The following is a 17,407-nucleotide window of genomic DNA, read 5'->3' as shown; positions in this document are numbered from 1 at the left end:
TTTGTGCCGGGGTTCGGCACAAAAGATTGGAACGGATAGCGGGATTAGCTCCTAATTTTTATTAATAAAGACAACATGAGATTAAGCCAATTTATTTTTGGATTTCATTTAATTGCACTTATTTGTTTTTGTTCCATCGGAACATTTCATTGGTAGCCCAATAGATATGGCGTTTTTCACGTTCCGTAGGAACGTCTGATTTTATAAATAATAATTGGTAAAAATAGATACAGATTACAATTTCTCAAACGTCCCAATGGGACGATGTTTCTCACGATGCATTTTTTTTCTACCGATGAGGTGTTCCGATGGAACACAATCTAACTTAATAACATTGCACAGTGGGATGGGATATTTATAGAAATTTTAATATTGATTATGAAGAAAATAGTACCTCTCGCTCCGTTAGAATTTTATTCAGGTAAAAAACTAAAACTTTCGGTTTTGATATGGCGTTCCTTCCCCATCTTCGCAATAACTTTTAAGACTTAACAAAAACATCGCCCAATTGTAATTGCACCATTGGTAAAACTCTGTCAACTCACGCCAATCGAAATGTTTGAGAACAACTGACGTAACTCCGTTTTTCTCGGTCAGGTCAAATGAAATTTTTGTACCAATCCATTCGGGGTCAGAATCTGTGCATTCCCATAGGATTCTTTTGTTGGGAGACAATTCTACTACCTTCATTTTTGTTGAATCATTATCTCCAAAATCAAACTCATTGATAAAACCTACTTCCGGTTTTACAATCAATTCTGTGGTCCATACAGCGCCAAGTCCTTCTTGCGTATTAAGTGTTTTGTAAACCTCAGCAATAGGTGATTTGATGTAATTGATGTGCTCAATTTTTTCCATTTTCATGAATGTTTTGTTTTCGTAAATTCAAAGTTAACGAAATTTCTATTGCTCTGACAAACACTCTATTTTGAAAATAATACCTGTAATTGTCCTTTGTATATTTTAAAAGAGAATATTAATCTCAAGTTAAATTCGATAACCTCTTGCGCTTTTTTCATAATTATGAGGATTAATTTAATTAACTTTAGATTAAATACACTACAATGACTTTGTAAAAGCAATTCTTTCACACCTAAATTGTTTTTATAATGAGTCTTTTAAAATAAAATACTATGAAAATGACTGCAGAAATTACCTCTCCATACGATCAAAGTTTTATTAAAGAATTACCCTTGATAAGCAAAAATGAGATTGACAACATACTTAATACCGCTCAAAACTTATTTAACGATCAATCGAAGTGGATTCCGGCGTATAAAAGAATCGAAATATTAGAAAAAACAGCTTCGATTATGAATGACAGAATCGAGGAATTATTAGTCACTGCCATAAGCGAAGGCGGAAAACCTTATCAGGATTCTAAAGCTGAGGTACTTCGTGCAATAAAAGGTGTAAAATTGGCAGCAGAACACATTTCTCAAATAAAAGGAGAACAAATACCAATGGGACTTACAGAGGCTTCTTTAAACAGAATTGCTTTTACCTCAAAAGAACCTATAGGAATTGTGGCCGCCGTTAGTGCTTTTAACCACCCGTTAAATTTAGCAGTTCACCAAATCGTTACGGCCATTGCGGCCGGCTGTCCCGTAATTTTTAAACCCGCAACAGCGACTCCTCTGTCAAGTTTGGCTCTTGGCAATATTTTAAAAGAAGCAGGATTACCCGATGGCTGGCTTCAAATAATTCTATGCGATAATGAAGCTGCCGAATTGCTAGTCACAGATCCAAGAATTAATTTTTTCTCTTTTATTGGTTCGGCAAAAGTGGGATGGTCCTTAAAAAGCAAATTATCTCCGGGAACAAGATGCGCCTTAGAACATGGCGGAGCTGCTCCCGTTATTGTTGAAAGTGATGCTGATTTTACCGAAATGATTCCTGCTCTCGTAAAAGGAGGCTTTTATCACGCCGGACAAGTTTGCGTTTCGGTTCAGCGAGTTTATGTCAATCAGGAGATTTCTGAGCGTTTTATTGAAGAGTTTGCAGCTGCCACCAATAAACTAATTACAGGAAATCCGTTAGATCAAAAAACAGATGTTGGTCCGCTTATTACACCTAAAGAAGTCGATCGTGTCGAAGAATGGGTGAATGAAGCTATTGAAAAAGGAGCTCAATTAATAACCGGCGGAAAAAGAATTTCCGACACTTTCTTTGAGCCTACAGTTTTGGTTAATCCGTCAGAAGATTCGAAAGTTTCGACTACCGAAATTTTTGGACCCGTTGTATGTATTTATTCTTTTACAGACCGAGATGAAGCGATTAAGAGAGCCAATGCACTTGATGTTCATTTTCAGGCAGCCGTTTTTACAAAAAATGTTGATATCGCTTTAGATACTGTTAAAAAATTGAATGCTACTGCTGTTATGGTTAATGATCATACGGCATTTAGAGTCGATTGGATGCCATTTGGAGGAAGAGATTCTTCAGGTATTGGAATGGGCGGAATTTCATATGCCATAAACGAAATGACGAGAGAAAAACTAACCGTTTTTAAAAGTAAATTTCTATAATTTTTATTTACCCGATTTAATATGAAAATTTCATTTAAAACATAGATTATTTTTCTCGCAGATTTAGGAGATTTTTTTATGTTAAGGATTAAATTTTAAACAAGATCTGCTAAATCTGCGTGAAAAATTTTAAACACATAGAAACATAGATTTTATGTGTACCAAAAAGGAGACAAAAAGAAGCTGATTCCTTTCACATAGCTATACAATTTTAAACACAAATTTCACTAATTGACACTAATTCATTTCGTGAAATTAATTTCACAAACTAAATTAAACCAATTAAAATTTGTGCAAATTAGTGACCTGAGCGATAGCGAACAGGCGGAACAAATTCGTGTTTGTTTCATACTAATGTTCAGACGGTAGGATAGCTATCTGGACTATGTGTTTAAAAACCATACGCAAAGGTTTCATAAATTGATGGTAAAAAATCTAAGCATCCGATTTAAATTTAAATAAAGAAAAAGTTTTAAAAATATGAACGCAAACCCTGCAGAACTAAACATTGAAACGACCAAAAAAATATTACCCATTATTTTGGCGACTTCGATCTTTATGCAAATGCTAGATTCTACTATTTTAAATACATCAATAACGGCTATTGCCAAAGATCTGCACGAATCGCCGCTTGATATGCAGAATGCCATTATTAGCTATGTATTAACTCTTGCGCTTTTTATGCCGGTTAGCGGTTTTTTATCGGATAAATTTGGGACGAAGAAAGTATTTATTTTTGCTTTGTTGTTGTTCAGTATCGGGTCTTTGTTTTGTTCGCTTTCGCAGAATTTAACCCATCTGATTTTTTCGCGCGTTATTCAGGGGATCGGAGGAAGTTTAATGACACCCGTAGGTAAATTGGCGCTCATTAGAACATTTCCTAAAAAAGAATTATTAAAAGCAATGAATTTTGCCATTATCCCAGCCTTGATAGGTCCTGTTTTAGGTCCTTTGGTTGGAGGATACATGGTCGATTATTTATCCTGGCACTGGATTTTCCTGATCAATATTCCGTTTGGGATTATTGGTATTCTTTTAAGTCTTAAGTATATGCCCGACTATAAATCTCCCATAATCGATTTTGACTTAAAAGGTTTCCTGATTTTTGCTGCGGCTTCCCTTCTTTTGTCTATTTCTTTAGAATTATTTGGCAATACTGTTCGCGTAACACCGGTTTTATTGGTATTAATGTCCGGATTTTTAATGTTGTATTGGTATTATAAACATGCTGTGACAGACAATAACCCTCTTTTTCCGTTGAATTTATTTAAGGTAAGAACTTTTCGCGTAGGCATAGTAGGTAATCTGGCGACGCGTTTGGGGTTTAGTTCGATTCCGTTGTTATTACCCATGATGATTCAGATTGCTTACGGACAATCGGCAGTAACTTCAGGATGGATTGTGGCACCTATGGCTCTTACTGCCATGTTTGGTAAATCGGCTGTTATTAAAATTTTAAATACTTACGGTTACAGAAAAACCTTAATGGTGAATACTTTTATTATTGGTGTCTTAATCTGTGCACTGGCTATTCCGTCAATTCATAGTTCTTTTTATTGGTATGTTCCTATTATTTCGGTTTTGGGTTTCTTCAACTCCATACAATTTACGTCTATGAATTCTATTTCTATTGCCGATTTAAGAGTTTATCATACTAGTAGCGGCAATTCCTTAGTTTCTGTAAATCAGCAACTGGCCATTGGTTTTGGAATTGCTTTTGGACTCCTGGTTCTTAAAGTTTTTCAGGGTGATACAAAGCTCATTCATAACGAAATTCACAATGCTTTTCGATATACATTTCTTGTCGTAGGTTTTCTGACTATTCTTTCCGGATTAGTTTTTAGAAGACTTCATGATAAAGATGGTGACAATTTAAAATCGGCTAGTTAAGAACCTTAAATAGAAAACATCTTAAAATAGAAAAAACCTGTAAAACATCAATTTTACAGGTTTTTTCAGCCAACGAATAAATATAATTAAATTCTAAAGTATTAAAAATCAATCTGGGTTCGCCAGTATTTTATACAACTCAGCATTCGAAATATAATACTGATTCTCGATACTAATTTGGGAAAGTTTTGCACTGACCAGATTATTTTCTCTTGAATTGATTAAGAATATCGAGCTTTCGCCAAAGGAAAACAATTTCTCCTCTGAGTTGAGCATGGTCACGTAATCTTTGACCAGATTATCAATAACATTTTTTTGCCTTTTTAATGAAGCAATTTCAGTTTGCTGTGCTTTTATTTTATTCTTTAATTCGAGTCTTTGCTGATCGATATCAAACTTTAAATCCTGAATTTTAAGCTTCGCGAGTTTAAGTCCTCCACGTTCTTTTCGCAGAAAAATTGGAATACTAAAATCGATATTAAACTTGTAATCATCGGCATTAAAAGAATTAAAATAAGAGGGTTCAGAGATATAATTGTAACCCACATTCAGCTTTGGCAATAATGAATTTGCTTTGAGTTGTCTGTTGATTTCGAGCATCGACATTTTAGTTTCTAAAGCCTGAATTTTAGGATGCGCTTCAAATGTTTCTGAGTTGACCATCATCGCTGAGGTTTTTAATGTTTCCTCGAGTGTTTGAATTAAATTCTGCTCTGGTTTTACATTCTCTTCTAACTCCACCGGAACACTTTCGATCCATAAATAATTAGACAGATTCAGTTTGGCTTTGGCCAGTTTCAGGTTCCCGTTTTCTACATTCAGTTCTCTGTTTCTTACCGTAATTCCGGCTTCAACGCTGTCTATTGCGGGAGAATCTCCCAGTTCAATCAGTTTTTTTACTCCGGCAAAACGAGTACTGGCAAAACCAAGATAACTTTTATAAAGTTCGGCTTCGTTGTAACTTTTTCTCCATTCAAAATACGCTTCACTGGCTTTGTATAAAACCTCGATTGCTCTCAGTTTTCGTTGTGCATCGCTTAGTTTTAACTGCAATTTTCCTTCGCGAACATCAGCCATTCTTTGGTTGATAAACATTCCCTGACCCAAAGCTACGCTAATTCCTAATGAGGTTAATCCGGCTTCGGGCGTACGATTCTGCGGATTGTAATATTGCCCGTCTGTATCATCAAAACCGGCTTTGATTTCGACACCGTACCAGGTTGGGATTTTGAAACTGCTGTTTAGTAACGAATAATATTCGGTTCCTTTAAATTCTTTTTTATTGTAATCTACTTCAATTTTTGGATCAAATCCTCCGCGCGCCACCATAAGCATTGCCTGAGCGCTGCTCACTTCAAGGTTGGCCTGTTTTACCAGCGGATGGTATTTTTTTACGTATCCTAAAAACTCGCTATAACTTAATTCTTCTTTATTAAAATCCTGACTGTAACCGGTAAAAATGCCCAATAAGAATAAAAAATAAAATAATTTTATAGCAGTTCTCCTCTTATTTTTTGTCCTTTCCATTTGCTGCTTTTTCATCTGACTTATAATAATTTGGCGGAAATCCATTTAGGTTACGCCATATTTCATACCATACCGAAACGGTTTCTAACAACGCTATACTTTGTGCACCGGCACCAATGCTGAGTTCTTTGGGCCATTTCTCCTCTTTATTATCATCGGGAGCAATTAGTACTCTGTATTTCCCGTTGGCACTAATAAAATTTTCGATAGCCACAATTTTACCTCCAAAAGTTCCGTAAGACAATCCCGGCCATCCTGAAAATACAATTCTTGGCCAACCATCAAACCAAACACGTACGTTTGCACCACGGTGTACCAACGGAAGATCGATAGGATCTACATACGTTTCTACCGCAATATCATAACTCGCAGGCATTATACTTACAATTGGCGTTCCTTCTTTTATGGTTTCTCCAAGACCGGTCAGTAAAGCACGGTTTACATATCCGCTTTGAGGCGCCGTGATATAATACATTCCGTTTCTTATGCTATAATTCGCATATTGATTCTCCAGCTTATTTACCTGAGCTTCTGTATCATATTGCGTGCTTAAAGCGGTAAACTTATCACTTCTTGATTTTGATATTTTTTCAGCATATTCAGCTCCAATTCTATTAATCTCGACTCTGGCATTTATAAGCTCATTTTTACTGCTTAGCAATTTATTTTGCTGTGTAATAATATAAGCTTCAGATTCCTGCAATTTCAGCCGTTTTTGCTCTACATCGGTCATTGGTTTTAAACCTTCTTTATTAAGGGCAGTAGAACGATTAAACTGTGTCTGAGCAATTCTTAACTGTGTTTTTACAGCTTCAAGATCCATACTGTCACTTTTTATTTTCAACAGGGATTGTTTTATTTTATTTTGTGCTTGTTGTAGTTTTAGTTCTCTTTCGGTATTAAGCGATTTTGCCTGATCGTTAAGCGAAGTCACTTTATCGCCATAAGATTCTACAGCCATTTTTTTAGCATCGACCTGATCTTTGGTATTTCCTACCAAATTTGGATCTAAGTAATCTTCTTTGGTTTCTGAAATAAAAAGAATCGTATCTCCTTTTTTGACATAATCGCCTTCTTTTACAAACCATTTCTCTACTCTACCGGCAATGGCATTATGAACAGTTTGCGGTCTTTGATCCGGTTTTAATGTAGTTACTGATCCGCTTCCTGAAATGTTTTGCGTCCAGGGAAGGAATAAACACGCTAATCCGAACAATAAAAAACCTATGATAACTCTGTTTAAAATTTTATAATGAGGTCTGCGGGCAACGCTGGTTATCGAAGCGTATTTTCCCGGAGTAATAAGTACGTTATTATCTTTAGATAAATTGAGCATGATTAAAGCTTTATGTCGTTAATAATTTTTCCATCATCAATCGTGATCATACGGTCGCATTTATTCTTCCAAATATCATTTTTAGAAGTCAGGATTACCGTCCAGTTATTTTCTTCAGAAAGTAAAAAATCAACTATTTTACCCGAAGTCAATTCGTCCATTTTATCAACGGGATCTTCGAGGAATAATATATTCGGTTTGTTTACAATGCTTCGTGCCAAAAGAATTTTTTGAACATCTGAAGCCGAAAGTTCGCGCCCGCCCGGATGAATCTGATTCTCAAGTCCGTTAGGAAAAGTTTTAATGTATGGTGTAAGGCAAACATTGTCTAAAGCCCATTTTAGCTCATCATTATCAATGGTTTCGTTACCAAAAAGAATATTCTCCCTAATGGTTCCGGCAAAAAGCGTATCGCCCTGCAAAAATGTACCTGCCTGCGCTCTGTATGTATTTTCATCCAGACGATTCATATAATTATCTGTGATGTACATGGTACCGCTTTCGGGTTCGAGTAAACCAGAAAGTAAGCGTAATAAAGTACTTTTTCCAGCTCCATTTGGTCCTCTTAAAATGATTTTTTCTCCCTGAGATATTTTCAGGTTGATGTTTTTAAGCGATTTTTTGTTGTGATCGGGATAGTTGTAAGCAACACTTTCGGTTTCGATATTGATGCCGGTATCGCTTACCGCTGAGGTTTGCGGAATGCCCGAAATCTCCATATCAGTCACCTGACCAATTTTTTCGACAGAAGTCAGTACATCATAAAATGATTCTAACCCAAAGATGATTTTTTCGACCGAATTGATCAGCAATACAATCACAATTTCAGCTGCCACAAACTGCCCAATATTCATTTGATGGTGAATTACCAGAAAACCACCAATCGACAAAAGGGCAGCCGTAACAATAACTTTAAAAATAGTCAGCTGAATGTATTGTTTTTTCATGACCTGAAAATGCTTCTCGCGATAGTTGATGTATTCGCTCACATATCCGTCGTTTCTGTTTAATGCATATTCGAAACCGCCTTTTCTTCGAAAACTTTCACGATTGCGCGCAATTTCCTGAATCCAGGCTGCTACTTTATATTTAAACTTAGATTCATTCAAACTGGTTTCTAAACCATCTTTGTACGAAAATTTAAAAATGATATAAAGAATAACAATAAACAAAAGCCCAATTACGGTAAAAAAGGAATGGTACAAAACCAATAATATAATACCAAAACCTACCTGCAGAAAGGCAGCACAAAAATCCAGTAAAAGTTTTGCGGTTCCTTTTTGAACCATCAGGGTATCAAAAAAACGATTGGCTTTTTCGGGAGCATATTCAGAATACATTTCTTTAAATTTAATTAAAGGCATTCTGTAAGCAAATTCAAATGAAGATCGTACAAAAATTCGCTGTTGCAGATTTTCTACTATTCGGAGTTGTAATATGATCAGCACTCCGCCAAAACCAACTCCAACGGTTACCAGAAACACAAGCACAACCCAGGAAACACTTAATTGTCCGCTCTGAATAAAATTAATAATGGCCTGAATTCCTAAAGGCAGTGAAAGATTTACGAGACCCGCAAAAGCGGCGTAAAATATAATTTGATATACGTCGCGCTTATCAAGTGCGAGTAAATTATAAAAACGTTTTAATGGTGTCATGAATTTATATATAAATACAAGATTAATAGATAGACATTAACATACGGTAAATACCATATTAAGGTTGGTAGATTTTCATTTAAATCTACAAAAAAAAAGTGAAATATTTACACAATCATCTCAGGTGGAGGCAAATAAATCTTGCCATGAAATGCAAATAAAAAAAGTGGATTGTCTATGTAGTTTTTTCTTTTAGATCCGTTTTTGAAATATAAACCCGCTATAGCTGCATCGTGAGGAACCAGATAATCTAATAAAACAATGCCTTTTGCCAGTTTGGTTGTTTTGGCATCTTTGGTTTCATAATCATCGAGTTCTTCTGGAATTCCGTCGCATTTGAATATTTTTTTCAGGAAATTGCAGGTCATTCCTTTTACTGAATTTACCTGAGCATTATCATTTATAATTTGGCTGAAATTATTAGACAAATTGATACTGCTCATTAAAAAATAGCCGATTAGCAACGCCTGTAGGCATTTGCATAAAAAACTATTTTTTATCTTGTTCAGCATTTCTAAAAGTTATATTATTTGCAGCAATTAGATTGAAAAAAGGGCTATTTAAAATCCATTATTTCTTTAGAAAAATAGCCCGTTTTTAAAATATTTTTTCTCAAAAAAAGTACAAGCGTGCAAGTTAAATCTAAATTTTCGCTGCCACATTAGAATAACATTAGAATTTCAGACCACACACATAAACCACTTACTGCAAGACATTTAAAAAATAATCACTTTATTTATTCCTTTACTTTTTTTGACGATTCATTTATTTATAAAAAAAAAGAGACAGTTTTATTAGAAACTGTCTCTTGAAATTTTTAAAACAAAACGAATACTATTTTTTAGATAAAACCTCCATAATCTTAGTATAGATTTCGGTGTTTTGATACACGCCCATAAAATTCTCTGCGCCTGGCCCGTAAGCAAAAACCGGAACCGGAACTGCAGTATGATCGTTTGTACTAAAACTTCCGTGTACATATCCTTTTTCGATACTTCCGTCGATTAACGAAAGTCCGCCAGTTTCGTGATCTGCCGTAACGATTAATAAGGTTTCCGGGTTTTTGTCAACAAATTCCATTGCCTGTCCTACCACTTTATCAAAATCAAGCATTTCGCGAACTACATATTCTACATTATTTTGGTGTCCGCCATAATCGATTTGCGCGCCTTCGGCCATAATAAAAAACGGATTTTTTGTTTTGGCAAAAGTTGAGGTTGCTTTCGCTAAAGATTTAGATAAAAAATCCCCTCTTCCGTTTTTCATAGACACTACCGAAGCATCATCTAAAACAATGAATTTGAAATTTTTGATGGTATCCAAAGAGCTGAATTTATCCGAAAAAGTATAGCCTTTTTGCATCAATAGCTTCGAAAGATCTTTACCATCTTTTCTGGATGTAAATTCTTTTGGTCCTCCTCCTATCAAAATATCGGACGGATTTGCTAAAAAATCTTCTGCAATTGGCTGGCTGTAGCTTCTTTCCGGCTGATGTGCGTAAAAGCAAGCAGGAGTAGCATCGGTAATATTTCCGGCGGAGATAATGGCCGTTTTATAGTTTTTCTTTGCCAATTGCTGGGTGATTAATTCTAATGGTTTTCCGTTTTCATCGACACTAATAAAACGATTATTGGTTTTATGTCCCGTTGCCATTGCCGTTGCTCCCGCAGCCGAATCGGTAATGTAACTGTCTGAAGACTTCGTGATCGAAAATCCCTGAGTTGGAATATTAAACAAACTCAATTGCCCTTTATTGGCCGTGTAACCGGAATAAATCTGCGTTAAACCCATTCCGTCACCAATTAAAAGAATAACATTTTTTGGTTTCTTTTTGGCGAAAGCCGAAGCATTTTTAGGAACATACGCCTGATGAAATTCGGTATTTTGATAAAATGTAGATTTGATATTATTAATGAAATGCGTCAGTTCCGGAACATTATCGGTACCAATAAAATCAACTTTTAGGTTCATTAAAGTCATCCACGTATTTACATTATCCTGAGTGGCCCAAAAGCGTACTTTTTTGTTTTGATCGTGTACTTTTTTTATGATAGCCTGTACTTTTTCGGCATCAGCCTGAGTCATTACACCTTTCCCATTCCAAATGGTGATTTCTTTTAAATCCTCGCTGATCATTTCTACGCGTGACAATTGTTCCGGAGAATAATTCTCGTTGAGTCTTCCGTCAAAATAAATAAAATCAGGATATTCTTTCCATGTTGTTGGCGAAGGTCGGTTTCCTGAAATTACGACTTTTAGATTTTTGTTCGAAATTAAATCAGGATAGGTTTTGATTTGTTGGGCGATTAATTTTAAAGTTGCATCGGCTTCTGTTTTGATATCGATCATTAAAATCAAAGGCTTATTACTTGGATAGGCTTTTCCGCCCAGACTTTTTAATTTATTAGAAAGCGGATCTAAATATTGACTTTTAAGGGTATTCTGTGCGTTAATTTCCTTAGAGGTATGCGCCACAAAAAGTTCATTATTTACAATAAAAACATCGGCTTCGATAACGCCGCTTTCATTAGAATAGGCTTCGTAAAAAGGAAGTTTGCTCGCATAATCATTATGAGAATGAATGTTGGATGAGCTGTATTCCTGCGCTTGTGCAAACACAAAGAATTGGAGGCAAAAAAGGGTGATTATTTTTTTCATTGGAAAAATTGGGTTTGTTTATTTTTTTAAAGTTGTAGGTGACTTTATTTATTATATTATTTTTTTTAGGAGCTAATCCCGCACCCGAGCCTGAAAGAGCGAACTGGCGAAGCAATCCGTTTCAATCTTTTGTGGCGAACCCCGCCACAAAAGGATTTCCACTTCTATCGGGGCTAAAGCACTCGTTTTCATAACAATATTTTCGTATAGTTTGTCATTTCGAGGAACGAGAAATCTTCGCAAGTAACTCGACAAAGATTGTGGCATTTCTAGTGTAATTTACTTCTTCTATTTGCTATCGCTTTAGTCTCCTTTCGGTCGAAATGACAATATTAGGGTTACGTTGTATGTAATTCCAATCTTTGTCGATCTTGCAACGGAGATTTCTCGTTCCTCGAAATGACAAACTATGAGGAGATTCTTTGTATAATTTCATGGGGTAAAATCATTTTTAATCCTTTAATCTGTGGCAAAAAAACCAAACAAACCAGCCTTTTTCTAAAAAAAGACTGGTTTGTTTTTATATCTAAAAATTCATTTGTTTTTTTCTTACGACTGCAAGCTCCGACAAGCTTGCAGCGTAGAAAAAACAAACAAACTGAAACTACAAATTACCAGCCTTTATTTTGCGTAAGCGCTCCTTTGCTTACTGCGATTTCGTCTGGTGGTATTGGCCAAACATGGTGAATGGCAGGGTTGAAATTACGGGCCGGATAAATCACGGTTCCGTTATAATGGTGTAAAGGTTTTGCGTACGTCGCCTGAGCATCGCCCCAACGTACTAAATCGAAATGACGGTCTGTCCATTCTCCGGCGAGTTCGCAACGTCTTTCTCTTTTTAAATCGGTTAGTGTTGCTCCGGCAAGATCGCCAAGACCTGCACGGTGACGAATCATATTGATTTCGGTATCGGCATTCAGGCCTTTCATTAGTTTGGCTTCGGCCAACATTAAAATCACATCGGCATAACGCAAAAGCGGTACGTTTAAAGCTGTGGAAGGTTTGTCTCCGTTGGCATTTACATAACGAATGTCGATTCCGCCAGAAGTTGTTTTTGGGTAACCAAACGGCTCCATATATTTATTGAACTGATATCCGGTTCTGTTACTGGAACTTACTATATATTTTCCTTCATTAAAGGTTACTAATTCACCAAAATACAGGAATTTATCTCCTTTTTGCAAAATAGTCGCGCTGCGTCTTTTATCTGTTGGATCATAGGTATCAAACAATTCTTTGGTAGGATAAAAATTTCCCCAACCGTTGTAAGCTCCCCAACCTTTATCCTCCAGACAAACTCCAGGGAAAATTGAACCCAAAGAAGTATTTTCGGCACTAGAAGTTACCGACCAGATATATTCTGAAGACCAGTTGTTTTTGATTTTAAATACATCTTCAAAATTGTCCAGCAATTTGTGTTTTCCGCTGGCAACAATCATGTTGGCATACTTAATGGCATTGTCCCAGTCTTTAGCATACAAATACGTACGAACCAAATATCCCCAGGCTGCTGTTTTATGAGCACGACCGTAATTGTCTGGAGTTAGTTCATTAAAATAAGGTAATAACTCAGCTGCTTTTACTAAATCTGCTGCGATGTAGGCATAGTTTTCAGCTACATTTTTAGCTCTTGGTACATACACATTGGTAGGGTTTTCGCGATCCTGAATTGGGATTCCGGCGCGATCGTCTCCATAGTGATACGCCAATTCTAAATGCATTACGGCATGGTTAAAATAAGCTTCGCCCAACATGGTGTTTTTAGTTTTTTCATCTAAATTAATCTTCGGAATGTTACGAATCACATCATTACAGCGTTTCATGATTTCGTAGTGAATTCTCCAGATCTCTTTGGTATCAGATTCTGCACCATCAACAATAAAATTCTTGATACGTTCTGCGTTCTGTCTTGGTTTTGTTCCAATATCATCACTTGCATTGTTCAGCCAGAAAAATCCGCGACCGTACATATTATCATCAGAATATAAAGCATAAATCGCGTTTACTCCTGCTTTTGCATCTGCAGGCGTTTTCCAGAAATTTCCGCTTGAAGGAGCTCCTTGCGGAACCAGATCAAGTTCGCTTTCGCAAGCTGTCGCGCCCAATAAAAGCACAAAACTCAATACTAAAAGACTTAAATTTTTCATTTTATTTGTTTTATGTTTTTTAAAAAGTTGCATTTACACCCGTCATATAAATACGGGAAAGTGGATATTTTCCTAAGTCCATACCAAAGTTGTTTAAACCAACTTCCGGATCCATTCCTGAATATTTAGTGATCGTGAAAAGGTTTTGTCCTGAGATAAAGAATCTCAATTTTGCTTTTCCGTTTAGCCATTGGTCTTTAACCGTATAACCAATCGAAAGGTTTCTTAATCTTACGAAAGAAGCATCTTCGATATAAAAATCAGAGATTCGACCAAAGTTATTGTTGTTATCTGTTGATGAAAGTACAGGAATACTGGTGTTGGTATTGGTTGGCGACCACGCATTTTTAGACTCAGCCAATAAATTATAACCCGGGAAAGAACCGTTTAAACCTGTATGTTTTACCGCATTAAAAACGCTATTTCCTGCTGCTCCGCTAAAAAATACATTCATATCAAAACCTTTGTACTTAAAGTTCATATTCAAACTGAAAGTAGTTTTAGGAAAAGGACTTCCCAACACAACTCTATCGCTGTTGTTGATGACACCGTCTCCGTTTACATCTTTAAATTTAATATCTCCCGCAACCGCATTTGGCTGATACACTTCGCCTTTGGTATTTACATAGGCTTTTGCCTCAGCATTACTTTGGAACAATCCGTCTGTAGAATAGCCATAAAAAGCACCAACCGGACTTCCTACCTGATAAATATTGGCCAAAGGCAAACTACGAACTCGGCTTAAATTCAATGGTTCAAGAGAGGTTAAATCATCTTTGATAGAAACAATTTTATTACTTAAAAATGCGGCGTTTGCTGTTACATCAAATTTAAAATCGCCGCGTGTTTTTTGGTACGTTAAACTTGCTTCGATTCCTTTGTTTTCTACATTTCCTGAGTTTACAATTCGGCCCAGAGGAGTTCCCGAAACACCCGGAAGCTGGTCACGAACCAACATGTCTTTGTTTGTTTTTACATAAGCATCCAAAGATCCTGACAAAGCGCTGTTGAACATCGTGAAATCTAATCCTACGTTGGTTTGCTCAGAGCTTTCCCATCTTAAATTAGGGTTCGATAATTCGCTTTCTGCATATCCGTAATTGATTACCGGAGTTGACCCGATTAAACCTTGGGTTTGAGTCAATGGCACACTAAACTGGTACGGTCCAAGGTTTCCAAGGTTTCCTATTTGTCCCCAACTTCCGCGTAATTTTAATGTACTGATTATGGGATTAATACCTTTCATGAATCCTTCTTCCGAAATCAACCAACCTGCAGAAACAGAAGGATAAACTTTCCAACGGTTTTCAGATGTTAGTTTTGAAGTTCCGTCACGACGCACAATTCCCGAGATTAAATATTTTTGATTAAAGTCGTAATTCAATCTTCCAACATAAGAAGAAATAATTTCTTCAGATAATCCTGCAGTTATTTGCTGTACTAATTTGGCATTCAATAAATAACGTTGCGATGGATCTTCATTATCGAAACCTGTACCTTGTATGGTATAAAAATTTCTTTTGGTTTGTTGGTACGTATATCCGGCTAAAGCTTTGAAATTATGCTTGCCTAACGATTTTTCGTAAGACAGCGTCTGCTCACTTAATAAATCTGTTGTTGTTGAGTTGGTTAAGGTTAATCTGTTAAAATCAAACACTTTGCCCGGTTCTGTAATTTTAACTGCAAAATCGGTTGAGTTGTTTTGAATTCTGGTATAACCCCAGTTTGATTTTACTTTTAATCCTGAAATAATTTCCCATTCGGCATAAGGATTGATCAAAATAGTCGAAATAGGATTTCTGTTGTCCAGTCTTTTTAGATAAGCTACAGGATTAATTACGTCTCCGTAAGAACCAATATATTTTTCAGGAACTCCACCAAATTGTCCTGAACCGTCTTCTCTATAAATAGTTGCATTTGGCGGATAAAAAATAGCTGCTAAAATCGCACCTGTATAACCACTATTTGTATTTGCCGCCTGACCATCTGTTAAGGAATACGACATGTTTTCTCCTAATGTAAAATTGGGCGCCAGTTTAAAAGAAGAATTGGCTCTTGCTGTATATCTTGTCCCGAAAGTATTCAATAAAATTCCTTCGTTTTTTCTATAACTTCCTGACAAAAAGAAATTCGATTTTTCTGTTTTTCCGTTTACCGAAATAGACAAATCCTGTATTTCGCCTGTACGGAAAATTTCATCCATCCAGTTTGTTTTTGTTGTTCTTGCTGTTGGCTCAAATGCAGGATCAAAAGCAGGAATTCTTGGCATACCGGCATTATCTCTCGCTGTATTCATGGCATCAGCATATCCGGCCGCATCCAGAACATCCAGTTTTTTGGCCACACTCTGAAAACCTCCCTGATAATTTACATTAACATTAATATGATCTGAAATTCCTTTTTTAGACGTAATTAAAATTACACCACCAGAAGCCCTTGCTCCATAAATTGCTGCCGAAGCCGCATCTTTTAGCACACTTATCGATGCAATATCATTTGGGTTTAAAGTATTTAAAGATCCGCTGTAGATGATTCCGTCCAACACGATCAACGGTGTTTCGGCATTCAGGGAACCAATACCACGAATATTGATTGTTGGTTCAGCCGTAGGATCTCCACCATTATTAATTACGGTAACACCCGCTACTGTACCTTGTAGTAATTCGGCTGCACTGTTATAAGTTCTGCTTGAAGTTTCTTTCATAGAAACCGTTCCAACAGCTCCCAAAACTTCATTCTTTTTTACCGAACCATATCCCATAACCACAACTTCCTGAAGCTGTTTCATGTCGGCTAAAAGTTTAACGCTTATGTTTTTATCTGAACTTGTTACTTTTACTTCCTGAGTAACATACCCTACGTACGAAAAAATAAGTACAGCTTCTGATGAATTGATTTCCATCTTGAAAGTTCCGTCGAAATCTGTCGTGGCTGTTGCATCAGAATTTTTGTCTTTGATTCCAACGCCCGGCAACGGCATTCCGTCATCTCCACCAAAAACAGTTCCTGAAATGCTTATTTTACCTTGTCCGGCATCTGCCAGTTTTTGATTTTTTTTGATGACAATGTTGTTGCTTACAATTTCGTATTTCAAGAAAAAATTGCTGCATATTTTATCTAATGCCTGTTCTAAGGTTACATTACTCAGTTTCAGGCTAATTTTTTGATTGATATTGACCTGATTGGTTTCGTACATAAAATGTACATCAGCTTGCTTTTCTATTTTCTGAAAAACATTCTTTATCGTTTCATTCTCAACTTTTAAGGTTACCCTTTTACTGCTGTTAATGCTCGCTGCCTTCATTGTTGATCCGATAAAAAATAAAGCCAGAAAAAAGAGTGCTTTGGTTAGTACGGATTTTTTAATGCTCTGACAGTTTACGACGTACCGCATTTGTTTTTTAGTCATGTTTTTGGAATTTTAATTTGTGTTTGGATTATTGCTTGGTTTCTACGTAGATGATTGATTAACTTAATTTTAAATACTTATGATTGCGTAATTGTTTTAACACATAGGGACATAGCTTTTCTTTGTCGATAAAAGGCGTTTCACTTGTTTAAATTCACATAGCATTGTGAAAAAATCATGATTTTCTAAAAGCATCTTAATTCTTAATTTTAAATCTATGTTTCTATGTGTTTCATTTTTTTGCTCGCAGATTT

General features: G+C 36.1%; 10 protein-coding genes. 2 read left to right on the top strand and 8 right to left on the bottom strand.

Annotated elements, in window-relative coordinates:
- Positions 1-429 precede the first annotated feature (429 nt).
- Complete coding sequence (locus ACIDC4_RS07405) at positions 430-864, bottom strand: SRPBCC family protein (RefSeq protein ID WP_412042609.1); 435 nt, start codon at positions 862-864, stop codon at positions 430-432.
- A gap of 269 nt (positions 865-1,133) precedes the next feature.
- Here ACIDC4_RS07405 and ACIDC4_RS07400 point away from each other — a divergent pair, with 269 nt between their 5' ends.
- Complete coding sequence (locus ACIDC4_RS07400) at positions 1,134-2,528, top strand: aldehyde dehydrogenase family protein (protein WP_412042610.1); 1,395 nt, start codon at positions 1,134-1,136, stop codon at positions 2,526-2,528.
- A 480-nt stretch (positions 2,529-3,008) separates the two neighbouring features.
- Positions 3,009-4,418 (top strand): MFS transporter, encoded by a 1,410-nt coding sequence (locus ACIDC4_RS07395; RefSeq protein WP_412042611.1) that lies wholly within the window; start codon positions 3,009-3,011, stop codon positions 4,416-4,418.
- 108 nt (positions 4,419-4,526) lie between these two features.
- Here the strand turns inward: ACIDC4_RS07395 and ACIDC4_RS07390 are convergent, their stop codons facing one another.
- From ACIDC4_RS07390 to ACIDC4_RS07360, 7 genes are all read right to left on the bottom strand, one after another.
- Positions 4,527-5,945, bottom strand: a complete 1,419-nt coding sequence (locus ACIDC4_RS07390; RefSeq protein ID WP_412042612.1) for a TolC family protein — start codon at positions 5,943-5,945, stop codon at positions 4,527-4,529.
- Positions 5,926-7,281 (bottom strand): HlyD family secretion protein, encoded by a 1,356-nt coding sequence (locus tag ACIDC4_RS07385; protein ID WP_412042613.1) that lies wholly within the window; start codon positions 7,279-7,281, stop codon positions 5,926-5,928. The genes ACIDC4_RS07390 and ACIDC4_RS07385 overlap by 20 nt, the downstream gene beginning before the upstream one ends.
- A gap of 2 nt (positions 7,282-7,283) precedes the next feature.
- Complete coding sequence (locus tag ACIDC4_RS07380; protein WP_230040378.1) at positions 7,284-8,939, bottom strand: peptidase domain-containing ABC transporter; 1,656 nt, start codon at positions 8,937-8,939, stop codon at positions 7,284-7,286.
- Between the two features lie 107 nt (positions 8,940-9,046).
- Positions 9,047-9,382, bottom strand: coding sequence for a hypothetical protein (locus ACIDC4_RS07375; RefSeq protein WP_412042614.1), 336 nt, complete (start codon positions 9,380-9,382; stop codon positions 9,047-9,049).
- A 391-nt stretch (positions 9,383-9,773) separates the two neighbouring features.
- On the bottom strand, positions 9,774-11,597 hold the full coding sequence (locus tag ACIDC4_RS07370; RefSeq protein WP_412042615.1) for an alkaline phosphatase: 1,824 nt from the start codon (positions 11,595-11,597) through the stop codon (positions 9,774-9,776).
- A 611-nt stretch (positions 11,598-12,208) separates the two neighbouring features.
- Complete coding sequence (locus ACIDC4_RS07365; RefSeq protein ID WP_412042616.1) at positions 12,209-13,744, bottom strand: RagB/SusD family nutrient uptake outer membrane protein; 1,536 nt, start codon at positions 13,742-13,744, stop codon at positions 12,209-12,211.
- A 19-nt stretch (positions 13,745-13,763) separates the two neighbouring features.
- The gene (locus ACIDC4_RS07360) at positions 13,764-17,153 is read right to left on the bottom strand and encodes a SusC/RagA family TonB-linked outer membrane protein (protein ID WP_412042617.1); all 3,390 of its coding nucleotides are present in this window, start codon (positions 17,151-17,153) and stop codon (positions 13,764-13,766) included.
- Positions 17,154-17,407 lie beyond the last annotated feature (254 nt).

It is taken from the genome of Flavobacterium sp. C3NV, assembly GCF_046825355.2.
Taxonomy (GTDB): domain Bacteria; phylum Bacteroidota; class Bacteroidia; order Flavobacteriales; family Flavobacteriaceae; genus Flavobacterium.
Note: the sequence above shows the minus strand (reverse complement) of the source record. Positions and strands in the feature narration are given on the sequence as shown.